The following is a 25,145-nucleotide window of genomic DNA, read 5'->3' as shown; positions in this document are numbered from 1 at the left end:
CGCTCGCTTGACGGAGGGCGGCGGGCGCATGGTCTTCGTGCGTCCGCCCGCATGCGGTCATCCATCTCCCGGATTATGGCGTGTACCAGATCGGAGAGGTGTAGGCGCGCTCGGTCACGGTCATGCGCGTGCCTTCCAGCGGCCTCGTCCCGAAACGCTTGGCGTCATAGGCCGTCCACCGGGGCGTCGGGATCTCGATGACGCGGCCGTAGTAGAAGGCCTTCTGCTTCGGGTCGAACTCCGGGTCCTTCCAGACGGCGATCAGCTCGGGCGCGCCGATGGTGTTGGTCCATGTGGCGTTCTCGATGTCGACCGTATCGCCGACAGACGGCACTTTGCTGTCCGGGCCCGGCTTGCGGTCTCCGCCCCAGGCGACATCGTAGACCTGTTCGTGCGTCTCGCCCTTGTCGTCAAGCCAGCCCTTGACGACCTGGTAACGATCGAGATTGGCGCCGATCGGGTCCCTGAGCGCGGCAACGAGAAATGTCGGTGCCTTGCCCTCAGGCGCCGCCGTCAGATCGCCACCCATGGGCACGCCCTTGGCATAGCCGATGGCGCCGGGATTGCGGCCTTCGGCATCGGCCGGTTCGAAGTCCCAGCCGCCGAAGAAGCGCACGAGCATGCGCGGTCCTGTTGTCGCATAGGTCTCCTTGCGCTGCATGGCGTCCCAGATTGACTCGCGGGTGTTTTCCACCGCCCAGACGGCTGCGTAGCCAGACGCCCCGACCTCCCAGTCCATCACCGTTATGTTGGTCTTAGGGTTCTTGACGAAGGTTGCAGTCAGTCGTTCCGGGCTCGGTTCCTGGGGGGTCGTCTTGCCGAAGAAGTTCTCTTCCTCCATGGCCGACAGACCGGTATGCGAGTCCGAGCTGCCCACCAACCCGAACTTGTAGGGATTGGTGCCGAGTTGAGCCTCGAGCTTGAGGCCGTTCTTGAACGCCGAGCGCGCATATTCGAATTCGAGCATGTCCGGCGTCTTGCGCTCGCTGGCATCGAGGTTGCCGAAGTCCCAGATCTCGAAGTTTGCGAACTCGTCATTGGGCGCGAGCGCCGGGTGCGCCTCGCCGGTGCCCTTGGTCTGGGTTGTCTCATAGAGCCGTTCCCAGCGGGCGCGTTGCTCGACATAGTCCTTGTCCACCGGCTTGCCGGTGAAGGATTCGATCATCGGGAACATGCGCCCGTTGGACAGGTTGCCGTTGTGGGCGATCGCCAGCACACTGCCACCGGTCTTGTCCTCGTAGGCCTGCATCCACTTCCACAGGTCGCGCGGATTGTCGCTGCCGAGCGGCTTCAGCGTCGTGTAGGGCAAGACCTCGTTCGCCTTGTCGGCATTGTCGCGGAAGATGACGTTGCGGTGCAGGTTGTTGCCCGCTGTGTTCGATGTCCATTCGTAGCCGATGAAGGCGGTGAAGCGGCCGGGCTCGTTATATTCCTCGGCCGCCTTGATCGTGTCCTGCCAGGCGTTCTTGTAGGGGCGGGTGTCGGGCCCGTAGATCATCGACTGCGGCAGGGTGCCCTCGCTGAACCCGACGATGATTTCCATCGCCGCCTTGCCGCCCTGGCCCGACTTGATCATGTCGTACCAGGTCTTGGCCTGCGGATCGGAGATAACCTCCGGCTTGCCGGCGAAGAGGTCCGGAAACATGCCCATGTTGTCGGAGTGGTCGGAGACCACCAGGAAGTCGAGCGGGCGCGACAGCTTGGCGGGCTGGCCGCTCGACGCCATGACCTCTTCGCCGCGGGCGAAGCGATAGGCGTCGCGCGGCGTCAGCCGCGCCCCGAACGCGCCGGCGTCGAATGAGGCTCCGGTGTGAAGATGCGTGTCGCCGAACAGGGGGCGGGTCGGAAAATTGCGGCCTGCGTAGGGCGAATAGAGCGGCTTGGCGGCAAAAGCCTTTTCGGCCTTGGCCGTGTCCAGCGTGCCGGTGTCGTTATGTTCCTGTGCGGCTGCCGGGAGCGCCGGGCCAAGGCTCAGAATGCTTGCAAGGATCAATTTGGCAGACTTGTTTCTCATCGCTTTCCCTCCGTGCGGCACGGCCGCTTCGCGAAAGACTGAGCTACTGCACGGAAACAATCGCACGGCGCTGCGGGGATTTCCTTGACTTTGATCAAGATCACCAGGGCGATGAGGGGGCGGGCCAGCGAGCAGGACAAGCGGGCAAAAGCTCGCCCGCCGCCCTCCGATGCCAGCTAACGGTCAGTTGGCAAACTCGGCGTTGCGACCTTCCCGTTCCTCTGACTGCAGGCGATCGCCTCCGGGCAGGCGCGCGTCTCCGGCACGGCGGTGGCGCCGGAGGCGGTATCGGCCGCACCCTTCATCGTGCGGATCAGGCTGGATGACGAGGCCTTTGCCGCAAGGCTGCCCGCGGGCGCGGCAGGGGTTGCCGCTGTATTCACCGACCGGGTAAAGGCGGCGCATGTGATCCGCCGGGTGCTTTTGCGCCAGATCGCGATCACCAACTATATCAACCCGTTCTGATGGAGCAACGGAAGCCTGATCTGGCAGCGGAAGCAAAGGTGGCGATCAACTGCGCGCCCGCCGTTGTTAAGCCGCCTGTTGCGACGTAGCATGGCCACCCCATGCCGAGGTCCAGGTCGCAGCAGGTCATGTCACTTTCTTCCATTCAACCATCGCCACAGATCCTGCTCACCAGTGCCGGGCGGGCATGGAACGTGCTTTCGGCCGACTTCATCCATATTCCGCGCGGCCGGGTGCATGTGCCGGGCGGCGAGATGCACCGTCTGGGCATGCATTTCGGTCCGCCGGTCAACGCCGATTGCCAATGCGGCGGTCGGCGCATGCGGCGGGTGCAGAAGCCGGGCGATATCGACATCATTCCGGCCGGCGTCGACGGTTCCTGGGAGGATGATGCCGACTGCCGGATCCTGCGGCTCAGTTTCTCGCGATCGCTGCTCGACCGGGTCGCGGCCGACCTCGGGCGGCATGGCGACAGGGTGGAATTGATGCCGCAATTGCAGCTGCGTGACACCAGGCTCGAAGCGATCGGCTGGGCGATCAAGGCGGATCTGGAGGCCGACACGCCATCCGATCCGCTCTATATCGACCTTCTTGCCAATGCGCTTGCCGTGCGGCTGATCGAGACCGCGACGGGCGGACCGCAACGGCCGGAAGGGCGGAGCGAACCGAAACTCTCGGCGCGGCAATTGCGGGTTCTGACCGAGTTCATCGAGACCCATCTGGACAAGAGGCTTCATCTTGCCGACCTTGCCGCGGTCGCGGGCTTGAGCGCCACGCGGCTGAAGACGCTCTTTCGCAACAGCACCGGCCTGCCGGTGCACCAATATGTGATCCGCCGCCGCGTCGAGCATGCCCGTGCGCTGATGACCACGACGATGATGCCGGCGAGCGAGATTGCGGTCGCCGCCGGCTTCGCCCATCAAAGCCATATGGCTTCAACGATGCGCCGGCTTCTGGGCGAGACGCCTGGCGAGATCATGCGACGCGCGGCCGAAATCTGACCGAAGCTGCAAAATCCTGGCCGAATCTGTGCGACGAGGGCCCTCGCGGTCCCTAGAACTTGCCGATCTTCAGCAAGGAACGAGATCATGTTTGTTATCCTCGGGGCCGCCGGAAAGGTGGGCTTTTCAACGGCATCGGCACTGCGCGCGGCGGGCCTGCCGGTCAGGGCGGTGCTGCGCGACGCGGCCAGGGCGGACAAATTGCGCGCGATCGGTTGTGACGTCGCGCTCGCCGATTTGCAGGACCCGGCGGCACTCCGTCAGGCATTCGCGGGTGCGCAAGCCGTGCAGATCATCCTGCCGCCGCCGCTCAGAGCCGAGGACGCCAGAGCTGAAATGCGCCGGATGACGGCGAACATGGCCGAGGCGATTGCGCGCGCAGGGCCGGAACGCGTGCTGGCGATCTCCGACTACGGCGCCCATGTCGACGAAGATATCGGCATGCCCACTGTGTTCCGTCACTTCGAGGATCGCCTTCGCGAGCTCGCCATGCCCAAGGTGTTCCTGCGCTCGGCGGAGCATATGGAGGGCTGGGCCCGCAGTATCCCCACGGCGATCGCGACGGGCATTCTGCCGAGCCTGCACCACCCGGTCGAGCGGACATTTGCCGCCGTTTCGACCGGCGATGTGGGCCGATCGGCAGCCGACCTCCTGCGCCGCCCGAGCATGGAAAAGGTCGAGCGTATCGTTCACGCCGAAGGACCGCGCCGCTATAGTGCCGCGGATGTTGCCGGCGCCCTCAGCCAGTTGCTGGGCCGCACGATCACCGCTCAGGCCGTGCGGCGCGAGCATTGGCAGGCGGCGCTTGAGCGGGCTGTGAGCGCGAGCACCGCCGGGCTCCTGGTCGATCTCTACGACGCGCACAACAAAGGCGGGCTGATCGACATCGAGCCGCAGGGCGAGGTTTGCTACGGCACCACCGAACTGGTCGAGGCTCTCCGGCCGTTCGTACCGGCATGACGGGACAGGGCGACAGGTCGAGGTTTCCGCGATAGCCTGACGGCGGGTTTTCGAATTCGAACCGGGTGGCGTCATGGATAACCGCGCAGGCGAGATGATGGTCTTTGTCCAGGTGGTCGAGGCCGGCAGTTTTTCCGAGGCGGCGCGGCAGCTCATGATGACGCCGTCGACCGTATCCAAGCTCATTCAACGGCTGGAAGCTCGGCTCGGCATCCGCCTGGTCGAGCGTTCGACGCGGCGGCTGCTTTTGACGGATGAAGGCGCGTTCTATTACGAGCGGAGCCAGAGGCTGCTTGCCGATCTCGACGAGACCGAGCAGCAGATCGCCCAAGGAGGTGCAGCACCCGAGGGGCTGATCCGGGTGAGTTCGTCCGTCAGCTTCGGCACGGCGGCGCTGGAGCCGATCCTGCCCGCTTTCTTTGAAGCCTATCCGAAGATCGTCATCGACCTCTCGCTGTCCGACGAGGTGGTCGACCTCTATCTCGAACGGACCGATGTCGCGATCCGGGTCGGGCGCCTGCCGGATTCCAATCTGGTGGCGCGCAAGATCGGCACGACAAAAAGGCGCATCGTCGCTTCACCCGCCTATCTCGCCAGGTGGGGCGTGCCGAAAACGCCGGAGGATCTGCTGAGGCATAATTGCCTGGGGTTCAATTTTCGCCGGGCAAACCCCGTCTGGCCGATGCGCGAGGGCGGGCGGATCGTCGAGCGGATGCTGAGCGGCTCGCTTCTGACCAATAACGGCGAAACCATCCGCCGCATGGCGATGGCAGGCGTCGGGATCGGGCGGATCGCCGACTATCACGTCCGCGGCCCGATCGCCCGCGGAGAACTCGTCGAGGTGCTTGCCGACAGCGCCATTGCCGAGGCTGATGAAATTCATGCGCTCTATCGCGGTGCCCAGCATCTGCCGGCGCGCGTGCGCGCGTTCCTCGATTTTGCCGTGCCGCGCCTGCAGCGCTTTCTGGCGGAGGATCCGGTAGCGGCTGCCCCGCCCGCAAGATAGCGGGCGGGCACAGTTCACGCTCTCGCTCAGGCTATCGGCAGGGGAGCGGCGGGATTGACCAGGCCGGCTGCCCTGAGTTCGCGCCAGAAATCGGCGGGAATGACCTCGTTCAGCGCCGCGCGGTCTTCCGCAATGCGGCTCGGCTGGCTGGCGCCGGGGATGACGGCGGCGACCGCCGGGTTGGCGAGCGCGAATTGCAGACCCGCGGCCTTCATGCTGATGCCGTGGCGGTCGGCGATCGCCTTGATGCGCGCGACCTTTGCAAGGATTGCGGGCGTGGCCGGGGCATATTCGAAGTTCGGTCCGCCAACCAGGGCACCCGAGCTATAGGGGCCGCCGACGATGATGCCGAGGCCGCGTTCGGCGACAACAGGCATGACGCGCTGCAGGGCGCGGTCGTGATCGAGCAGGGTATAGCGGCCGGCAAGCAGGAAGCCGTCGGGGCGGGGGCCTTCGAGCGCGAGCAGCAGTTCGATCGGCTCGACACGGTTGACGCCGAGGCCCCAGGCCTTGATCACGCCCTCGTCGCGCAGCCGGTCAAGCGCCTTGAACGCCCCCTTGCGGGCGGTCTCGAACACATCCAGCCATTCGTCGCCGTAGAAATCCTGGGCGACGTCGTGGACGAAGGCGATCTCGATCCGGTCGGTCTTCAGGCGCTTCAGGCTGTCTTCGATCGAGCGCAGCGTCGCGTCATAGGAATAGTCGTTGACGATCTTGTTGGGCCGGCCATAGCGGAAGACGTCGCCCTTTTCCCCGAGATCGCGGGCGCTGACATCCTCGATCTCGTCGAGGATGACCCGGCCGACCTTGGTGCTGATGACGTATTCGTCACGCGGACGGCCGGCCAGCGATTCGCCCATGCGGATTTCGGCGAGGCCGGCGCCATAGAAGGGGGCGTTGTCGAAATAGCGGATGCCGTCGTCCCAGGCGGCCTCCACGGTGCCGAGCGCCTCCTGTTCCGGGATATCGCGGAACATGTTGCCGAGCGGTGCGGCGCCGAAGCCGAGCGTGCCGGGAAGAATGTCCTTGAGTGCCATTTCACTGTCCTTTGCTGATCAATGGGGCAGGCCCTGCCTGCGTCGAGGGTGGACAGAGAAATAGGTCAGCCCGTGGATCGCCGGTAGGCAGACCGGGTTCGCAGGTATTAGGAAGCAAATTCACAGATGCCGAGACGGTCGATCTGTTGGGGGCGGCATGGCGCTCGCAATCTTGCGCCGCAGGGTCGATGCCGAATGGGACCGCCCGGCCAGCGCTCCAGGCGCAGGGTGGGGGCGATCCGTTTGGCCGCGCAGGGTGCGCTCTCTCGTCAGCCTGATGCAGCGCGCCATCTCCATGAGACGAACGGCTGTAAGCCGGCCGGGCAAAGCTCCGGCGGGAAATAGGGAAAAAAACTGCTTGGGAGGTTCACAGGGTGCGAGGCCGAAACCTCGTGAGGGAGCACAGACCTTCACGCTGTCACGGTGCTTGAAAAGCGCCAGTATCGTCCGTCCATGAACGCCTGACGAGGTTCACCGTCCGGGCCGGCCCCCCGTTTTCAGCCGGGGGCGGGGCCTGAGATAGCGGGCCGCCGGGTTGGGGCGGAGATCGCCCCAACCGTCGACGGAAAGCCCCGCAATGCATTTTACCAGTTGTTGTAGCCGCGAACCGGGCAGTTGGGCTGAAGGCCGAAGACGATCGTGCGACGGTGCGACCCTCTAATTTCGATCCATTGATTGGTGGTTCGACCGACTCTGGCGCCCTGCAAGCCCTCGGCCCGCGCTATAGCCAAAGCGCGTTGCGGGGTGCAAATGCGGCGCTGGGCGCGGCGATCGCGATACTGGCGGTCGCGATAGTAGCGGTCGCGATAATAGTCGTCGCCGTAGTCCTCGTCGTAATAGCGTCGGCCATCGTCATATCTTGGCCCACCGTCATCGAGATAGAGCTCTACGCCCTGGGCCAGTGCTGTGCCCGGCATCAGTGCTGCGCCCGGTATCAGCGACGCGAGCAGCAGGCTGATTGAAATGATCTTCTTCATGTATGTCACCTCCTAAACGTCGGTCCCATTTAGCGCTCGTAATTATGAACGCAGCCAGAACGGAATTGTTCAGGCAACGAAAGACGCGACGCCCGCGTCGATCGCTGGGATGCTTGCATCGCTATACGTGAGTCCCGCTCAAACGAGCATGTTTTTGCGTGATTCATGTTTGCCTGTGTCGGCATCAGCCGCCTTGGGACATTGAACCTAACGCGCGCGAGTTTTACGACCGGTCTTTTACCTTTCCCACACGCAGTGATATGCGTATATTAGACCGTTCTAATTCGGAGAGAAATCAACGATCTGCAGTAGAGGTGTTCGCCATGACCATTGGCCAGAGCATGCTTGCGGGTGCAGCCTTCTTCGCGCTTGGTTTTACGTCCGCATGGGCACAGCAGGTTTCAGGGACGCTCGGCGCACCCGGAGCGACCACGACAATTACGGGTAAGCAGCTTCCGTCGCCAAGTCCGGCTTTTGGCGGCGTGATCAAGGAAAAAGCCTCGGAATCGACGCCCTGGTGGACGCCGCGTGTCGTGCCTCCGAAAGGCGCTCCCAATGTGCTGCTCATCATGACGGACGACCAAGGCTTCGGCGCGCCGAGCACCTTCGGCGGGGTCATTCCGACACCGGCGATGGACCGCATCGCCAAAGAGGGGTTGCGCTTCACGAACTTCCACTCGACATCGCTTTGCTCGCCGTCCCGTGCGGCGCTGATCACCGGGCGCAATCACCATTCCGTCGGTTTCGGCGTGGTCGGCGAAATCGCTACCGGGTATCCCGGTTACGATTCGATCATTCCCATCGAGAAAGGAACGATCGGCACGATCCTCAAGGAAAATGGCTACGCCACCGCGTGGTTCGGCAAGAACCACAACACGCCGTCCTATCAATCGAGCCAGGCGGGGCCCTTCAACCAGTGGCCGACGGGCATGGGCTTCGACTATTTCTACGGCTTCGTCGGCGGCGATGCCAGCCAGTGGCAACCGAACCTGTTCCGCAACACGACTGCCATCTATCCGTTTGAAGGCAATCCCAAATGGAACCTGGAAACGGCCATGGCCGACGACGCGATCCAGCACATCAAGCAACTGAGCGAGATCGCCCCCGGCAAGCCCTGGCTCGTATATTACGTGCCTGGCGCCACCCATGCGCCGCACCACCCGACGCCCGAATGGATCAAGAAGATCAGCGACATGCACCTCTTCGACGAGGGCTGGAACAAGGTTCGCGAGACGATCTTCGCCAATCAGAAGCGGCTCGGCATCATGCCTGAGAACGCGAAGCTCACGCCTTGGCCCGACAGTTTACCGCAATGGGATTCGCTCAGTTTCGAGCAGAAGAAACTGTTCATCAGGCAGGCCGATGTGTACGGCGCCTACCTTGCCTATGCTGACAACGAGATCGGGCGGGTCATCCAGGCGGTGGAAGACCTCGGAGAGCTCGACAACACCCTGATCATCTACATCGGCGGCGACAACGGAGCGAGCGCCGAGGGCATGCTCAACGGCACACCGAATGAGTTCACCACATTCAACGGTGTCGAAGTTCCGGTTAAGGACCAGTTTCTCTGGTATCCATTCTGGGGTTCGGAGCGGACATTCCCGCATTTCGCAGCCGGCTGGGCCTGGGCAATGGGGACACCGTTCAAGTGGGTAAAGCAGGTGCCGTCGCATTTCGGCGGGACGGCGCAGGGCATGGTCATGTCCTGGCCCGGCCATATCAACGACGCGGGCGGCATCCGCGCGCAGTTCCACCATTTCATCGACATCGTGCCGACGATCCTGGAGGCGGCCGGCATCCCGCAACCGGAGACGATCAACGGCATCAAGCAGGAGCCGATCGAAGGCGTCAGCTTGGCCTACACATGGGACAAGGCGAATGCCACTGCCCCGACGCAACACCAGACGCAGTACTTCGAGATGCTTGGAAACCGCGCGATCTACCACGAGGGATGGGTCGCCGCGACGACGCCCGCAACACTGCCGTGGGAACTCAGCACCAAGACGCCTCCCGACGTGATCACCGGCTACAATTGGGAACTCTACAACGTCGACGAAGACCCGACGCAGTTCACCGATCTTGCCGCCAAAATGCCTGACAAGCTCAAGGAATTGCAGGACCTCTTCTATGCCGAAGCGAAGAAGTACAACGTGCTGCCGCTCGACAATTCGACGCTCGCACGCTGGAACGCCCCTCGACCCAACCTGACGGCCGGACGGACGGAATTCACCTATCAGGGAGAATTGAGCGGTGTGCCGGGCAGTGCTGCGCCCAGCACCTTGAACAAGTCCTATACGATTACTGCCGACGTCGAGATACCGGACGGCGGTGCGCAAGGCATGATCGTCACCGAAGGCGGCCGCTTTGGCGGTTACGGCCTCTTCCTCAGCCAGGGAGACTTCGGTGTCGGCAGTGGGAAGGTCGTGTTCCTCTACAATCTCCTCGACCTCAAGCGCACCATGTGGGAGGGACCGGAACTCGAACCCGGCAAACACACGATCGTCTTCGACTTCAAGTCGGATGGAAAGGGACTTGGCGCCGGCGGCACGGGCGTTCTGTCGGTCGACGGCCAGGAGGTCGCCACGAACAGCATCGACCACGGCATCCCGGTTACCTTCCCCGAGGATGAGACCTTTGACGTCGGTCTCGACACACGCACCGGCGTCGCCTTGCTGGAATACCGCTACGACACGCCCTTCCGCTTCACGGGCAAGATCGACAAGCTGACTTTTGAGCTGAAGCCAAACGCAACGCCCTAGAGCGCCGTGCGTTCAAGCGAACGCACAAAGGACGCTCTAGTACTTTGAATCTAGGCCATCTTTCCGCTTCCAGTGATTCCACTTGAGAGCGGGATGCTCTAGCGCCGGTGCATCGCAAGGCTTGGACATAAACGGCTAGCAGAGGTGCGTTCCTATGATACGCGTGCTTGATCTCGCCGCCTTCGCGGAGATGGCAACAGGCCTCGCGCTGGTGGTGCTGCCTTCGTTCGTGGGGCAGGTATTGCTTGGCGAGGCACTGACCGGGCCCGCTATCCCGACGGCCCGGGTGGCCGGTATTGCCCTGATCGCACTCGGCGTTGCCTGCTGGAGGAACTCAGGTCTCCTCGGCATGCTGATCTACAGTGCGGCAGTCACACTCTATCTGGCCTATTTCGGACTAACTGGCTCCGCGGGCGTCCTTCTGTGGCCCGCGGTCGCAGTTCATGCGGTGCTGTCGGTCTTGCTCTGGCGCAGTCGCAACTAACCCAACGTCACCTAGAGTGCCGTGCGTTCGACTGAACGCACAAAGGACGCCCTAGCACTTTGATTCTAGAGCATCTTTCGCCTCCAGTGCTTCCACTTGAGAGCGGGATGCGCTAGGCCGTGAACCCATAAATCAGCCGGGCGGACGACTTGCCGGCGTCCGCTATGCACCGAAAGCGACCAACGTTTGCAGCGCAGCTAAAAGAAGCAATGGGCCACAAGCAGAAGTTAACTCAACTTGCTCGTAAGGGGCGCACATACTGCTCCGGCAGCCCCGCCTTCCGCAGGGCATCAATCAAGTGTTGCTGAGCTTCAGGGCGTGCGTAGTGCAGTACCTGGATCACATTTCGAAGCGATAAATCCGGTTTCACCAGCTTCACCTTGGCGATCACCTCACTTGCACCAGTTAAGTCGCCTAATTGCGCGCGCGCGGCGGCTAGGTACAAGAGGCCACTGGAGCGTTGTACAGGGACACTCTCGAGCGCTTCGACTGCGTCAGCATATCGAGCGAGGTCAAAGAGCGTCAGGCCGCGAACCGCTGCAAACCAATCGGGCACGAAGGGACCCAAGCCTATGGCGGCATCGATTGTGGCCAACGCATCGGCCGGCCTGCCACTGGCGCGCTGCCAGTTCGCGTAGTCGCCCTTAATCTGTATATCGGCCGGATTGAGTGTCAGCGCCCTGTCAAAATGGAAGCGTGAACGGTCATGGTCTCCTGTCCAAAGGTAGTAGAGCGCTCTTGCCCAATGAGACGTGGCGTCGTTGGCATCTAGTTCCAGCGCTTGTTTCGAAGCGCTCTCGGCCTTGGCCATCTGATCGTCATCGAGCACAATGATATTGCTGATGGTAAGAGCTATCGCCAGCCAGGCATGCGCAAGTGCAAAATGCGGATCGACGGCAATTGCCCGCTCAAGTAGGGGTACGGCTTCGGCATCACGCTGATGGTCACATAGATTGCGGCCTTGTAACAGACAGTCATAAGCCGACCAGCTAGTAGTTGGTTTTGCACGGGCTTTTGCTGCTTCTGCAGCGTACATGCGGCCCTCCAGCATTGTTACTATTGCGGCCACAACAAGGTCCTGGACAGCGAAGATATCCTGCGCATCGCGATCGTAGCGGTCGGCCCAGACGTGAGTGCCGGTTATGGCATCGACCAACTGGGCTGTGATGCGTATTCGGTCGCCCAATTTGCGTAGACTACCCTCAACTACATAGGCAACGCCCAGTTCCCGCGCTACTTCGCTATGACTTTTTCCTTTGTTGGCAAAATGAAACGACGCGTGGCGAGCTACTACGGATAGGCCGTGAAAGCGGGCGAGTTCGGTAATGATATCCTCGGTGATCCCATCGGAAATGTACTGTTGCCCGGGATCACCACTCATGTTGGTAAATGGCAGTACTGCTATGGACGGTTTGATTCGTTCTACCGCTGTTGGTCGCACCGATGTTCCTGAGGGAGCTCCCAGACTATAGACCCGGACCGGCTGGGCGATATTCTTGAGTTGCTGCTCACCCATGTCTTCAAACGAGAGATCAAGGCGACTTCCTACGTTGTCGTGAACCATGCCGGTGACTGCAATGCCGCCCGCCGGGGCAAGTCCCTCGATCCGCGCAGCGACGTTCACGCCTTCACCGAAAACATCGCCATCCTCAGCAATCACATCCCCCAAGTTGACGCCAATGCGGAGTTGGATGGCTCGGTCCTCTGACAGCTCTGCGTTCCGTGCTGCCATATCCTTCTGTAATGCGACTGCGCAGGCCACGGCCTTCACGACGCTGGGGAATTCCGCGAGAAAGCCATCCCCCATAGACTTAAACAGCCGACCTTGGTGCTCGGCGATCCTGGTTTCGATCACTTCGGCGCGGAGGTTCCGCACGACCGCCAAGGTGCCGTCCTCGTCCACGCCCATGAGGCGACTGTAACCGACTACATCGGCGGCAAGGATGGCAGCCAGACGGCGCTGAACGGACTTGTCCACCACTCGATAGTGTCCCTGTTGGTCACCTGGGCTCCCTTGCAGAGCCTGGTTGATGACAGGATAGCATACATAGCCGCGCCTGGCCGCAACCAGTTGTCCCAGAGCGAAGTCAGGCTGCTACGCGTCAGGTCTGCTAGGAGTCATTCGCGACGAAGCGGCGGTCGATTTTTCTTTCGTACCTGTCGGCGCGCGGCGCCTTCGTTCGTCTTCATGACGTGCACCAACGGAGAGCCACCGCATGAAGCTCTACTTCAGCCGCAATCCTAATCCTCGCCTGGCGGTTGCCGTCGCGCGGTATCTGCAGGCCGGGGTCGCGTTCGAATTTGCCGAACCCATGGCGCCGGGCCAGGCCGAACGTTTCCGGTCACTCAATCCGAACCTGCTGCTGCCGATCCTGGAGCGCACCGGCCGGTCGCTCTGGGAGGCGGATGCGATCGCCTGCTATCTTTCCCGCCAGACCGGTTCCAATTTCTGGCGGACGGATGACGACGAGCCGGAGATGATCCGCTGGATCAGCTGGGGGAAGGAGAACTTCGTGAAAGCCTGCGACATGGTGCATTGGGAGCGCGGCACCAAGCTGCGCTACGGCATCGGCCCCTGCGAGGAAGCGATGGTGGAGGAGGGGCTGCGGGAGTTTCATAGGGCGGCGAGGATACTCGAGGCTGAGCTCTCCGGTCGCGCGTGGCTGGTCGGCGACACGGTGTCCTTCGCCGATTTCCGCATGGCGACATTCCTGCCCTTTAACGACGCGGCGCGGCTACCGATCGGTGATTATCCGGCGCTCATGCGCTGGTCGCGGCGGCTTGAAGAGATCGAGACGTGGCGTGATCCTTTCCATGGTCTGGTCGCGCCTGAACTGCCGCCGCTGCCGGGGTGAAGGGTACAGATTTTGCCTTTGGTTCGGACGGCGCTGGCAGCGGCCCGCGTGGTGATGCCGGCGGTCGCCGCTGCCGAGCTTCATACCCTCGGCGCCTATTCGACAGGTGTCGCTTTGTGGACGACAACGCCCGCGACCAGTCCTGCGGTTTCTTCGCGCCACTGTTTGATCGAGGGGCCGTCGAGATGCAGGTCGAAAGCGGCTGCATCCTGATAGACCTCGTGGATGTGGATTTTCGCCTCGTCATCGTTCGACGTCATGATGTCGAAGCGGAGCGTTCCTTTCTCATCACGCAGGCAGCGAGCCCGATGGGCTTGCAACAGGGGGATGAGCTGTTCTCGATGGCCGGCAACGGCTTCGATTGTTCCAAGTACTACGAATTTTGACATGGTCATTTCCCTGGTCACTGGGGACGGCGCGACAAACCGGCGTGCCGTCCGTGTCTCTTCGTTTCAGAGCAGCGGGCCCGAGGCTCTCGCCGGCGCCTTTCGTCACGAAGCCGGCAGGGCCTCGAGCAGTTCGCCCGTTGTCAGGATCGCGTGCGCGAAAGTGGGGCCGTTCAGATCGTGGGCGGCATGCATCATTTCATGCGTGAAGGCGGCCGTCGCATCGCGCACAAGGGTCACGTGATAACCGAGCTCCATGCCGTAGCGGGCCGTGGATTCGATGCAGGTATTGGCGAGCAGGCCGACGATGATGAGATGCGTGATGCCGCGTTGCCGCAGCTGCTGGTCCAGGTCGGTATTGGCAAAGCCGCTCTGGCCCCAATGCTCCTTGGCCACCACGTCCCCCGGCTTCGGCGCAAAATCCGGATGCCATTCCCCGCCCCATTCGCCGCGGGCGAACGAGTGGCGGTGCATGATGGCCTGCTGGGTCGGACTGGGATGCGCCCAGTCTTCGTAGTCGCCCGGTTCCCAGCGGCGATGCGGGGCGATGAAGACGCGTATTCCGGCGGCGCGGATTGCGGCATCGATCGACTTCAGGTTCTCGATCAGCCCGACGTCCTCGGCGATCGGCTTGATCCGGTCCCAGATCTTGCCGCCTTCCGAAAGGAAGTCGTTATAGGGGTCGACAAAGAGCAGGGCTGTCGTCTCTTTGCTGTAATTCGGCTTTGACATGGTCGTCTCCATTTTTATTGGTTCATAGAGACCTAGTTTCGAAGCGCCGCACGCTCGATGCTGGCAGCAAACAGCGGTGTCTCGCCCTTGTTGTGCGCAATCGACATCGGCTGTCGCTGCGCGCGGAACACGTCGAAGGGGATGCCTTGCCGGTCGAGCGAGGCCTTGAATTCCTCCGTCGCCCTGGAGCGAACGTGGTTGGTGAATTCGCACGTGTGCTCGTCAATGCGCCTGACGCTCAGTTCCCAAAGCACATGGATCGTGGTCCGGCCCGAAGGCGGGAAGAGATCCGAGACCGACTCCAGCACCAGGTGATGCTTCTCGCTCAGCGTCTCCACATAGTGCTGCACCATCAGGGTGCCGCCAATCGTTTCGACGTTGATCGACATGCGTCTGCCGTCGGGCGCTGTGGTAACGCCGGCGGCAATATGGGCCGGGGAGCAAAGCCGGTATTCCTCCTCGGCAAGCGTAAAGCACCAGCTCGGTATGTCGACCTTCTCGAAGGGGGCGTTGATGATGGCGCTGAAGCTGGAATCGACGATCTCGAGATCGCCGGTCTCGTGGCTGTTCATGGCAGACTCCTTTTCATGTCTGGCCTTTTCATGCTTGGCCTTTGAATGCCTGGCCGCATCGCGGGGGCCCTCATGGCCCGTTGCATTCCGTGCGACATCGCTTATATTAGATATGAAAATCATAGTGACAAGTGCCTATGAAAAAGAAAGTGACAAAGTGGAAAAGAATTCTGCCGAACGCACCTTGTGCCCGGTGGCGCGCTCCGAGGCCGTCGTGGGGGACCGCTGGACCGTGCTGATCCTGCGCGAGCTGTTCATGCGCGGACATCGCTTCGAGGAGATCCAGGCGCAGACGGGGGGCACGCCTCAGATGATCACCGCGCGCCTGAAGGCGCTGGAAACGGAAGGCATGGTGGAACGCCGCCAGTACAACCAGCGCCCGCCGCGCTTTGAGTATCACCTGACGGAAAAGGGAAACGCCTTCTACCCGGTCATCCTGGCGCTGCGCGCCTGGGGCGAAGCCTGGGTGAAGGCACCCGAAGAGGGGCGGGCGGTCAACTACACCCATCTGACCTGCGGCAAACCGGCAGGGCTGGGTCCGCTCTGCGAGAGCTGCGGCGAGCCCTTGAAGCGGGCGGATCTCAGCGCCGAGCTCAATCCGGCCTATGCCCAGGAAAGGGAAGAGCGGTGGGAACGGTTCAAGGAGAGCCGGTAGTCCGCATTCCGCTGCCGGGCGGGCGGCACGCCTGAGACACCACTGCCAGGCCATTGCGGAATGCGATCATCTCTGCTCTCCTCTGGACGTGCCGGGTGACGGCGCCAGACCGCCCGGGCGGTCGGACGCTTGCGGCTGCAATCGCCGGAAATGGCCGAGAAGCGGCCTGTCTCGCCGACTTTCCCGCCCAACCATTCCCGCCCAAAATCCGAAAGGTGTTTCGCGTTTTTTAGGCAAGCGCGATTTGCCCTCCTTCAGTAGCCTTTGCCTTGTCCCGCTGGAGACGGGACGCGTCGCAAAGGGATGGAGGAGAGACCCTTGGCAAGCATTTCAGAGGACACTACGCGTACCCAGAATCTGGCCCAGAATCCGGCCCAGAATCCCGAAGACGAACGGCTGAGCATCGGCGCCAACCTCGCCTATGGTCTGCAGCACGTTTTGACCATGTATGGCGGCATCGTTGCCGTCCCCTTGATCCTTGGCCAGGCGGCGGGCTTGAATTCCGCCGATGTCGGCCTGCTCGTCACCGCATCGCTCTTTGCTGGCGGTCTCGCAACTATCCTGCAGACGATCGGCTTGCCTTTCTTCGGCAGCCGCCTGCCGTTGGTGCAGGGCGTTTCGTTCTCGGGCGTCGCGACGATGATCGCGATTTCAGGCAATGGCGGCATTCCGGCCATTCTCGGCGCCGTCATCGCGGCCTCGCTGATCGGTCTTCTGATCACGCCGATATTCTCGCGCGTCACGCGCTTCTTTCCGCCGCTCGTTACCGGCATCGTCATCACCACCATCGGCCTTACGCTGATGCCGGTGGCAGCGTTCTGGGCCATGGGCGGCAACAAGGCGGCGCCGGACTTTGGCAGCACCGCCAACATTCAGCTTGCGGCGGTGACGCTCGTCATCGTCTTGCTGCTCAGCAAGCTCGGCAGTGCTTCGATTTCCAGGCTTTCGATCCTGCTTTCGATCGTGATCGGCACGGGCATCGCCTACGTCGCCGGCATGACCGACTTTTCGCAGGTGGCAAACGGCCCGGTCTTCGCGCTGCCGAAGATTTTCCACTTCGGTTATCCGACCTTCGAACTGGCGGCGATCATCTCCATGCTGATCGTCATCATCGTGACGCTGGTCGAAACTTCGGCGGATATTCTCGCCGTCGGCGAGATCGTCGAGACCAAGGTGGATTCGCGCCGGCTCGGCGACGGCCTGCGCGCCGACATGCTGTCGAGCATCCTGGCACCTGTCGTCGGCTCCTTCACCCAGAGCGCTTTTGCCCAGAATGTCGGCCTCGTGGCGGTCACCGGCGTCAAGAGCCGCTATGTGGTGGCAACGGGCGGAATGTTCCTGGTGACGCTCGGCCTTTTGCCGATCATGGGGCGCGTCGTTGCTTCCGTCCCGACCTCCGTTCTCGGCGGCGCCGGCCTCGTGCTCTTCGGCACGGTCGCGGCTAGCGGCATCCGTACGCTGTCCAAGGTCGAGTACAACAACAACATGAACCTGGTGATCGTCGCCACCTCGATCGGCTTCGGCATGATCCCGATTGCGGCCCCCGGCTTCTACGAGCATTTCCCGGCCTGGGTCGCGACGATCTTCCATTCGGGCATCTCGTCGGCCGCCGTGATGGCGATCCTGCTCAACCTCTTGTTCAACCACTTCACGGCAGGCAATTCCGATCAGCAGTCGGTCTTCGCCGCGGCAACGGAGCGCACGATCCGCTACCAGGACATCGCCCGTCTGCATGACGGCGACTACTTCCTCAACGGCAAGCTCTACGATGCCAAGGGCGCGGAAGTGCCGCTGATTGCGGCGGAGGCGCACTGAGCCGGCCCGATCTTTGGAACACGCAATCCCGGGCGGAAGTCGCTTCAGACTTTTCCTGGGATTGTTTTGAAACACGCAATCCCGGACGGAAAACCGCTTCGCACTTTTCCTGGGATTGCTCTGAAATACGCAACTCCGGACGAAAAACCGCTTCGCACTTTTTCTGAAGTTGCTCTGAGACCCGCAATCCCGGACGGAAAACCGCTTCGCACTTTTCTTGGGATTGCTCGGAAATACGCAACTCCGGACGAAAAACCGCTTCGCACTTTTTCTGGAGTTGCTTTGAAACCCGCCATTCCGGGCAGGAAGCCGTTTCCTGTTTTTCCTGGCGTTGCTCTCAAAACCCAACAAAAGGACACTGGGAATGACACAGCAGACCGATAACTACCAACTCCTCGATGCACTGCTTGGCACGATGGAGCGCGGCATCATCCCGGCAACGGAAGCCGGTGTTGCTGCCGGCAACAAGATCTTCGGCGCGGCACTGATGCGCAAGTCCGATCTTTCGACCGTGCTCGTCGAGACCAACAACGAAACGGAAAACCCGCTCTGGCACGGCGAAGTGCACACGCTGAAGCGCTTCTACGAGATCGAGGGTACTGAGCGCCCGGACTCCCGCGATCTCATCTTCCTCTCCACGCATGAGCCCTGCTCGATGTGTCTGTCGGCGATCACCTGGGCGGGCTTCGACAATTTCTACTACTTCTTCAGCCACGAGGATTCCCGGGACAGCTTCTCCATTCCGCACGACCTGAAAATCCTGAAGGAGGTCTTCACGCTGGAGCCCGGCGGCTACAACCGCACGAACGCGTTTTGGAAGGGCCAGTCGATCCACGCGCTGATCGACGGCCTGCCCGAGCCGCAGCGCAAGGATTTGAAGGCTCGCGCAGACGCGATCCGCGCGAAGTACGACGAACTCTCCTCCACCTACCAGGACAGCAAGGACGGCAACGCCATCCCGCTGAACTGAGGCCTGAAAGACGGCCTGCGCATCGGACCATTTCATTGTCTCCTGCAGCGCCGCGCGTCCTATCAGACGCGCGGCGCTGTAGCGCTTTGAAGTGCTGCATGTTTGTGTCCTTCAATCGGCTACGATCGAAGGAAACATGCAGTTGATTCAATGAAATGGTCTATTTGTTTGAAAGATTGCGCATTCCTGCCGGCCCGAGCAGGTGATAGTTTCGCCGAAATAAAGTCACGTTTCGGGGGAGTTGCGTGAACTGGTCCAGGCCTCTCAGGGTGCACCTCAGCGTTCTGGTCGTCGCCTTGCTCATCTGCACGGCGACGCCGATCATCTGGATGGCGTTCAGCCAGGGCAGGGCGGCGGCCGTTCTCGGCGGCGCCAAGCACATGCGCGAGATGAGCTTTCGGCTGATCGAAGGCTACAGGAATGCGTTGGAAGGCGGACATGAGGCCGTCGGACTGGCGTCCGCGGTACCTCAGCTCATACCCACGCCGCCTGCGGAACTTGAGGCAAAACAGCAGTTCTTCCTGGAGGTGCTTCGAAGCGTGTCCAACGCGACGAGCATCTATGCCGGTTATCCTGACGGTTCCTACGTGCAGGTGATCAACACCGAGAGGGACTATGTCCGCCAGAGCCTTTCGGCGCCGGCGGAGGCGAACTTCGCCATCCGGACGATCACGCCCAGGCAGGGTTCGCAGGCTCAGTCGACCCTTCAGTTTCTCGACCGCGAGACAAGGCCGATCGGAGAGCCGAGGTTTGAGCCGACATCCTTCGATCCACGGCAACGTCCGTGGTATCAGGCCGCCGTTTCAAGCGGTGCGCCGGTGTCCGTCGGGCCCTTCGTCGCGGGAACGCTCCGGGTTCCGACGCTCGCTTTGGCCGCGCCGATGAAGGGCGACCACCGGGTCGTGGTTGGCGTCAACATTCACCTGCAGACCGTCAGCCGGCTGCTCGATCCGCGGGAGATTTCGCCGCGCGCCCGGTCCTTCATCATCGGCGACGGCGACACGATCGTCGCCCATTCCGACCCGGCGATCATGGGCAGGATCTTGGGAACCTGGTCGGGCGGGCGCGCCGTCGACATGGGCAGCCTCGACATGAGCGTGGAGGCCGTGGCGCGACTGCGCAAGGATCCGCGCTATGCCAATGGTGGCCTTGCCGAGATTGATCTTGAGGGCGAAAGCTATCTGGCGCAGGTCGCGCCGGTCAGCGTTGACGGCCTGTTCAAGGGGAGCTCGGTCGCAATCGTCGTGCCGCTCGACGATCTCGTGGCGCAGGCCAACCGGTTGCTGGTGCGCAACCTGTTGATTGCCGCCGGCCTTCTGGTGGCCGGCGTGTTCGGATCGCTGATGCTGTCGCGGGTGATCAGCCAGAAGCTTTACCGGCTTGCCGACGAGGCGCGCCGGATCGGCGATCTGAATTTCACCGGCAAGGGCGTGGCGCATTCGTGGATCACCGAGATCAACACGCTCGGGGGCGCGCTTGCTGCCAGCCGCCGTGCCATCGTGCAATTTGCGCTCTACGTGCCGCGCGAGGTGGTGCGGCGGATCATAGACCCTCAGGGCGGGGCGGTGGTCAAGGGCAGGCGGCAGGAGGTGACGGCACTCTTCACCGACATTCGCGACTTCACCACCATTTCCGAGCAGCATTCGCCGGAGGATGTGGTCGACATTCTCTCTGCCTATTTCGAGCTCCTGAACGGCATCGCCGAAGAGCATGGCGGGACCGTGGTGCAATATCTCGGCGATTCCATCTTCGTCGTGTGGAATGCGCCCGTCGAGGATATCAGGCACGCCGAACACGGCTGTCGTTGCGCGCTGGCGATGAAGGCGGCGGTCGAGGGCCTGAATGCTGCCAACCGCCAGGCGGGCCGGCCCGAATTGTTCACACGCTTCGGTCTGCACACCGGTCCGGCCGTCGTCGGCAGCATCGGGGCGGCCTCGCGCCAGCAATACACGGCCATGGGCGACACCATCAACGTCGCCTCCAGGCTCGAAGGGTTGAACAAGGAGTTCAATACGTCGATCCTGGTGAGCGTCGCCGTGCACGACGCGGTCGCCCGCAGCTTTGTTTTCCGCGAAATCGGGCTAGTGCAGGTCAAGGGACGCGCTGCGAAGATCGACCTTTGGGAACTGGTGGGGGAACGCGGCGGGTAGGGCCGGCGGATCGCGCCGCCTGCCTCATCGATCCGCCAGAAAGCCCGAGACCAGTGCGCGGAAAGCATCAATCGCCTTCGGCAGCACGGCCTGCGGATCATCACTGGCGGCGACCCATAGGGCGGCGTTGAGCGCGGCACCGCTCAAGAGCCTTGCGGCGGCTTCCGGATCAACCGGCTTCAGCACGCCTTTCTCCAGCAGCTGCTCCACCGACCGCTTCGTCGCCACCAGGCAGCTGTTCTGGCTCGGCCATTTCGAGGGGTCGCCGAGCACGGCGGGGCCGTCGAGCAGCACGATGCGCTGGACCTCCGGGTCGAGCGCCATCTCGATATAGGCGGCACCTTCCGCAAGCATGGACTGCCAGGCGTCGTCGTTTGCGCCGCCGATCTCCTTGGCGCGCGCGGCCATTTCGCCGTCGATCTCATTGACGACGGCGGCGAGCAGCCCGCGTTTGTCGCCGAAATTATGGTAGAGCGCGCCGCGCGTCAGGCCGACATCGGCGGTGAGCTCATCCATGGAAGCGGCGGCGTAACCCTTTTCGGCGAAGGCCTTTCGGCCCGCCGCTATCAGCTTCACGCGGTTTTCTTCCATCGTTTCCTGGCGCGTTCTGGCCATGTTGTCCTCAAATTCATATACGATGCGTATATGAATTTGACATACGCGCCGTATTTGGTTAGTTCATATACGTGGCGTATATCAAATGAAGCAGGTTTTGTGAAGTTCTGCCGGATCGGGCAGCGCTCGCCCGTTTCTGCGCCCTGGATTTAGCAAAGGACCAGACAGATGACTTCACGCGACGCAATCTTTCCCGCAAACAGGCACGCGCTTTACGAGGCCCACGGCTATTCGGCCGCGATCCGCTCTCAGGATCTGCTGTTCGTGTCCGGGCAGGTGGGGAGCCGCGAGGACGGCTCGCCCGAACCGGATTTCGCCCGCCAGGTCGAGCGCGCCTTCGACAATCTCAAGGCAACGCTCGCCGCGGCCGGCTGCAGCTTTGACGACATCGTCGATGTCACCACCTTCCACACCGACCCGGAAAACCAGTTCGAGACGATCATGACAATCAAGAACCGGATCTTCCCGGAAAAGCCCTATCCGAATTGGACCGCCATCGGCGTCAACTGGCTTGCCGGCTTTGATTTCGAGATCAAGGTGATTGCGCGGATTCCGGAGAGTGCTGGAGTTGGGCGCGAGCGGGCGGCCTGACACCGCCGGTAGACCGCTGACAAAGCCGAAATGCTTTTTGGCGAGGGTTGTCCCATTCTCCCTCATCCTCGCCCCTGTTGTTCAGTCCGGGGAGATACCTGACAGGTGTTCGGGGAGATAGCTGACACATCATCGGCTGGATTTGGTCTTGAGGAGATCGGTCCATGCCCTGGCGAGAGGTGTCGGCGATGGAAGAACGTCGCGAGTTCGTTCGTCTGGCGATGATGGAAGGAGCGAACCGGCGGGAGCTTTGCCGTCGGTTCGGCATCAGCGCGGATGTTGGCTACAAGTGGCTGGCGCGATGGGCGGCAGGCGATGGCGATCTGGGGGACCGGTCGCGTCGTCCTCATGCCAGTCCCGGCCGCTGCAGCGAGAGGATCGAAGCTGCGGCGCTTTCGGTGCGCGACGCTCATCCGGCCTGGGGCGCCCGCAAGATCGCCGCCTGCCTGCGGCGCGACGGGCTGGAGCCGCCGGCGGTCTCGACCGTCCACGCGATATTGCGCCGTCACGGCCGGATCGATGGCTTCCCGACTTGTCCCGGCAAGGCCTGGCAACGCTTCGAAAAAGCCGAACCCAATCAGCTCTGGCAGATGGACTTCAAGGGCTGGGTCAAGCCGACGGGAGGCGAGCGTTGCCATCCCCTGACCATCGTCGACGATCATTCCCGCTTCTCGCCCTGCCTGAGGGCGTGTGCCGACCAGCAGGGCGTGACGGTCAAGGCTGAGCTGACGCGGACCTTCCGGCGCTATGGCCTGCCCCAGGCCTTCTTCGTCGATAACGGCCAGCCCTGGGGCGAACCGGGCGGCGAGCGGTGGACCCGCCTGTGCGTCTGGCTGCTCAAGCTCGGCGTCGAGGTGTGGCACAGCCGGCCCTACCATCCCCAGAGCCGCGGCAAGATCGAACGCTTCCACCGAACTCTGGAGGCCGAAGTCCTCGATCTGCGCGGCTTCAGCGATCTGGGCCAGGCCCAGATCGCCTTCGATCGCTGGCGTGAGATCTACAATCACCAACGGCCCCACGAAGCCCTGGGCCAGAACCCGCCAGCCAGCCGTTACCGACCGAGCGCACGGGCCATGCCCGGCTGCCTCCTCGACCCGCATTACGACAGCGGCGACGTCGTCTCCACCACCAAGGCCTATGTCAGCTTCAAGGGCAGGCTATGGCGTGTGCCAAGAGCCTTCTGCGGAGAACGCCTCGCTATCCGCCCCCTGACCCGGGACGGCACCTATGGCGTCTTCTTCGCCTCACACAAGGTCGCAACCATCGACTTGACCAAACCCAAAACTGTCAGTCATCTCTCCGAACAGGTGTCCGCTATCTCCCCGGACTGAACACCTGTGGCGGGGATCCAGCGGCCCGACGTCGGTCGGGTCAAAAGACCTTTCAGCCCAAGGACTTGGGCTGGTCCGCAGTTCCATTGGAACTGCTAGAGATTCCTGTGACGAGCACAGGAATGACGGAGATTTTGGCTGACGCACCGGCTTCTCCCGCAAGCTTACAATGATCAAACATAGTTTTGTCAGCAGTCTGTCGGGTGGCTTAGTGCCGCCCGGAACAGTAACGCCGGATAATGCCCACGCCTAATGCAGATGCACCAGCTTGTCCGGGTTGCGCACCACATAGATCGCCACCACCTTGCCGTCCTCGATCTCAAGCGCGGTCGTCTGCAACTCGCCGTCGGCTTCCCTCGTTACGAAGCCGGGGAGACCGTTGATGAAGCCGGTGCGCACCAGGGTTGAGCCGTGTTTGGCAAAGAGGGCGGCCAGTTGCTGGTGCACCTTCATGACGGCATCGAAGCCGAGGATTGGCCGCATCGCCGCCGGGCGTTTGCCGCCGCCGTCGGAATGGACGCTGACATCGGCCGCCAGCATCGCGCCGAGCGTCTTCATGTCGCCGTTTCTGGAGGCCGCGAAGAAGGCATTGGCCAGTTCGAGCCCACGCTGTTGTTCGATCTGGAAGCGCGGTCGTTCCTCGCGCACATGGGTACGGGCACGGGCCGCGAGCTGGCGGCAGGCGGCGGCATCGCGGTCGATCGTCGTTGCGACTTCGTCGAAACTCAGGCCGAAGACGTCGTGCAACAGGAAGGCGGCGCGCTCCAGCGGGGAGAGCCGTTCAAGCGCAAGCATCAGGGGCAGGGTGACGTCATCCTCCGGCTCCTCCTCGACCACGGGGTCGGGCAGCCAGGGGCCGACATAGGTTTCGCGCTTGAGCCGCGCGGATTTCAATTGGTCGAGGCAGAGCCTGGTCACGGTACGGCGCAGGAAGGCTTCGGGTTCGCGCACAGCCGCACGGTCGGCCCCCATCCAGCGGATGAAGGCCTCCTGAACCATGTCCTCGGCATCGGCGACCGAGCCGAGCATGCGGTAGGCGACGCGGATCAGCTTCGGACGCAGCGGGTCGAAAACCGCCGCTGCGTCCTCTTGGGGGGTGCCCGTCATCAGGCGGCCTTCTCGGCTGCGGCCTTTGCCTCTGCCGGATCGACCCAGAGGCCAAAGCCGACGGCCAGGCGGTTCCAGCCATTGATGACGTTGATCATCAGCGTGAGCTTCACCTGTTCCTCCTCGGTGAAATGGTCCTTCAGCGCTTCGTAGGCCTGTTCATGGGTGTGGCCTTCCGAAAGCCGCGTCAGCGCTTCGGTCCAGCCTAGCGCGGCGCGCTCGCGATCGGAATAGCACGGCGCCTCGCGCCAGGCCGCAAGCAAGTAGATGCGCTGCTCGGTCTCGCCCTTGGCGCGCGCTTCCTGGGTGTGCATGTTGATGCAGTTGGCGCAGCCATTGATCTGCGAGGCGCGGATCTTGACGAGTTCGATGATGGTCGGGTCCAGGCTCGCGGCAACGGCGACGGAGGTGCCCATCCAGTTTTTCATCAGCTGGGGGGCGGCAGCGAAAAGGTCGATCTTGGCAGTCATGGTTCCGTTTCCTTTCGTTGGTTCCGATACCATGACGAGCGAGCTACGGCCGGTGTGACATCGGCGCGAAATTTTTTACGGAATCTTTTGCGGCGGGCTCGTCGGTAGCTTGGTTGATGCAACATTTGAAGGCGCATCTGGCGGCATCCTTCCCCGTCCGATCACGCCCTTTCCACCCGCGATCCACACGGTC

Annotated in this window: 22 protein-coding genes and 1 pseudogene; 13 read left to right on the top strand and 10 right to left on the bottom strand. The window is 62.4% G+C overall.

Going from position 1 to position 25,145, the window contains the following annotated elements:
- Window positions 1-73 precede the first annotated feature (73 nt).
- Window positions 74-2,014, bottom strand: a complete 1,941-nt coding sequence (locus IB265_RS09695; protein WP_057253858.1) for a DUF3604 domain-containing protein — start codon at window positions 2,012-2,014, stop codon at window positions 74-76.
- A gap of 225 nt (window positions 2,015-2,239) precedes the next feature.
- On the opposite strand from IB265_RS09695, the pseudogene IB265_RS09690 reads away from it, so the two are divergent.
- The 4 genes and pseudogenes from IB265_RS09690 to IB265_RS09675 all read left to right on the top strand — a co-directional run.
- Window positions 2,240-2,479, top strand: a pseudogene (locus IB265_RS09690) (efflux transporter periplasmic adaptor subunit); the annotation flags it as partial.
- A gap of 128 nt (window positions 2,480-2,607) precedes the next feature.
- A complete protein-coding gene (locus IB265_RS09685) occupies window positions 2,608-3,480 on the top strand; it encodes an AraC family transcriptional regulator (RefSeq protein WP_057253863.1) in 873 nt (290 codons plus the stop codon).
- An 87-nt stretch (window positions 3,481-3,567) separates the two neighbouring features.
- Window positions 3,568-4,440, top strand: coding sequence for an NAD(P)H-binding protein (locus IB265_RS09680; RefSeq protein ID WP_057253865.1), 873 nt, complete (start codon window positions 3,568-3,570; stop codon window positions 4,438-4,440).
- A 73-nt stretch (window positions 4,441-4,513) separates the two neighbouring features.
- A complete protein-coding gene (locus tag IB265_RS09675; protein WP_057253867.1) occupies window positions 4,514-5,446 on the top strand; it encodes a LysR family transcriptional regulator in 933 nt (310 codons plus the stop codon).
- Between the two features lie 26 nt (window positions 5,447-5,472).
- Here IB265_RS09675 and IB265_RS09670 read toward each other — a convergent pair whose 3' ends face one another.
- Both IB265_RS09670 and IB265_RS09665 read right to left on the bottom strand, forming a co-directional pair.
- Entirely contained in the window at window positions 5,473-6,483 is a 1,011-nt protein-coding gene (locus IB265_RS09670) for an aldo/keto reductase (RefSeq protein WP_058324842.1), read from the bottom strand.
- Between the two features lie 584 nt (window positions 6,484-7,067).
- Window positions 7,068-7,460, bottom strand: coding sequence for a hypothetical protein (locus IB265_RS09665; RefSeq protein WP_112994450.1), 393 nt, complete (start codon window positions 7,458-7,460; stop codon window positions 7,068-7,070).
- 323 nt (window positions 7,461-7,783) lie between these two features.
- Here IB265_RS09665 and IB265_RS09660 point away from each other — a divergent pair, with 323 nt between their 5' ends.
- Window positions 7,784-10,219: an arylsulfatase gene (locus IB265_RS09660; protein WP_113132233.1), complete on the top strand. Its 2,436-nt coding sequence runs from the start codon at window positions 7,784-7,786 to the stop codon at window positions 10,217-10,219.
- Window positions 10,220-10,373: 154 nt separating this feature from the next.
- Window positions 10,374-10,703: a hypothetical protein gene (locus IB265_RS09655; RefSeq protein ID WP_112994448.1), complete on the top strand. Its 330-nt coding sequence runs from the start codon at window positions 10,374-10,376 to the stop codon at window positions 10,701-10,703.
- A gap of 232 nt (window positions 10,704-10,935) precedes the next feature.
- Here the strand turns inward: IB265_RS09655 and IB265_RS09650 are convergent, their stop codons facing one another.
- Window positions 10,936-12,684 carry an adenylate/guanylate cyclase domain-containing protein gene (locus IB265_RS09650; protein WP_113479429.1) on the bottom strand — a complete coding sequence of 583 codons (1,749 nt, stop codon included), beginning with the start codon at window positions 12,682-12,684 and terminating at the stop codon, window positions 10,936-10,938.
- A 235-nt stretch (window positions 12,685-12,919) separates the two neighbouring features.
- Between IB265_RS09650 and IB265_RS09645 the strand changes: the two genes are divergently transcribed.
- A complete protein-coding gene (locus IB265_RS09645) occupies window positions 12,920-13,558 on the top strand; it encodes a glutathione S-transferase family protein (protein WP_057253876.1) in 639 nt (212 codons plus the stop codon).
- Between the two features lie 95 nt (window positions 13,559-13,653).
- On the opposite strand, the gene IB265_RS09640 is transcribed toward IB265_RS09645, so the two are convergent.
- The 3 genes from IB265_RS09640 to IB265_RS09630 form a co-directional block, all read right to left on the bottom strand.
- Window positions 13,654-13,947 carry a putative quinol monooxygenase gene (locus tag IB265_RS09640; protein ID WP_057253878.1) on the bottom strand — a complete coding sequence of 98 codons (294 nt, stop codon included), beginning with the start codon at window positions 13,945-13,947 and terminating at the stop codon, window positions 13,654-13,656.
- A 102-nt stretch (window positions 13,948-14,049) separates the two neighbouring features.
- Window positions 14,050-14,676, bottom strand: coding sequence for an isochorismatase family cysteine hydrolase (locus IB265_RS09635; protein WP_057253880.1), 627 nt, complete (start codon window positions 14,674-14,676; stop codon window positions 14,050-14,052).
- Between the two features lie 32 nt (window positions 14,677-14,708).
- Window positions 14,709-15,248 (bottom strand): hypothetical protein, encoded by a 540-nt coding sequence (locus IB265_RS09630; RefSeq protein WP_057253882.1) that lies wholly within the window; start codon window positions 15,246-15,248, stop codon window positions 14,709-14,711.
- 157 nt (window positions 15,249-15,405) lie between these two features.
- Between IB265_RS09630 and IB265_RS09625 the strand changes: the two genes are divergently transcribed.
- The 4 genes from IB265_RS09625 (at window position 15,406) to IB265_RS09610 (ending at window position 20,838) form a co-directional block, all read left to right on the top strand.
- Entirely contained in the window at window positions 15,406-15,903 is a 498-nt protein-coding gene (locus IB265_RS09625; RefSeq protein WP_057254424.1) for a helix-turn-helix domain-containing protein, read from the top strand.
- Window positions 15,904-16,206: 303 nt separating this feature from the next.
- On the top strand, window positions 16,207-17,718 hold the full coding sequence (locus IB265_RS09620; protein WP_113133629.1) for a nucleobase:cation symporter-2 family protein: 1,512 nt from the start codon (window positions 16,207-16,209) through the stop codon (window positions 17,716-17,718).
- Between the two features lie 364 nt (window positions 17,719-18,082).
- Window positions 18,083-18,688, top strand: coding sequence for a deaminase (locus tag IB265_RS09615; RefSeq protein ID WP_057253886.1), 606 nt, complete (start codon window positions 18,083-18,085; stop codon window positions 18,686-18,688).
- 245 nt (window positions 18,689-18,933) lie between these two features.
- On the top strand, window positions 18,934-20,838 hold the full coding sequence (locus IB265_RS09610; RefSeq protein ID WP_057253888.1) for an adenylate/guanylate cyclase domain-containing protein: 1,905 nt from the start codon (window positions 18,934-18,936) through the stop codon (window positions 20,836-20,838).
- 24 nt (window positions 20,839-20,862) lie between these two features.
- Here IB265_RS09610 and IB265_RS09605 read toward each other — a convergent pair whose 3' ends face one another.
- Entirely contained in the window at window positions 20,863-21,453 is a 591-nt protein-coding gene (locus IB265_RS09605; RefSeq protein WP_057253890.1) for a TetR/AcrR family transcriptional regulator, read from the bottom strand.
- 168 nt (window positions 21,454-21,621) lie between these two features.
- Between IB265_RS09605 and IB265_RS09600 the strand changes: the two genes are divergently transcribed.
- Window positions 21,622-22,044, top strand: coding sequence for a RidA family protein (locus IB265_RS09600; RefSeq protein ID WP_057253892.1), 423 nt, complete (start codon window positions 21,622-21,624; stop codon window positions 22,042-22,044).
- A 164-nt stretch (window positions 22,045-22,208) separates the two neighbouring features.
- A complete protein-coding gene (locus IB265_RS09595) occupies window positions 22,209-23,375 on the top strand; it encodes an IS481 family transposase (RefSeq protein ID WP_057253894.1) in 1,167 nt (388 codons plus the stop codon).
- A 249-nt stretch (window positions 23,376-23,624) separates the two neighbouring features.
- On the opposite strand, the gene IB265_RS09590 is transcribed toward IB265_RS09595, so the two are convergent.
- Window positions 23,625-24,482, bottom strand: a complete 858-nt coding sequence (locus IB265_RS09590) for a sigma-70 family RNA polymerase sigma factor (protein ID WP_057253896.1) — start codon at window positions 24,480-24,482, stop codon at window positions 23,625-23,627.
- Window positions 24,482-24,952: a carboxymuconolactone decarboxylase family protein gene (locus tag IB265_RS09585; protein ID WP_057253898.1), complete on the bottom strand. Its 471-nt coding sequence runs from the start codon at window positions 24,950-24,952 to the stop codon at window positions 24,482-24,484. The genes IB265_RS09590 and IB265_RS09585 overlap by 1 nt, the downstream gene beginning before the upstream one ends.
- Between the last annotated feature and the right edge of the window lie 193 nt (window positions 24,953-25,145).

This window comes from Ensifer sp. ENS10, assembly GCF_014852025.1.
In the GTDB taxonomy this organism is placed as follows: domain Bacteria; phylum Pseudomonadota; class Alphaproteobacteria; order Rhizobiales; family Rhizobiaceae; genus Ensifer.
This window is presented reverse-complemented; position numbering and strand designations above follow the sequence as displayed.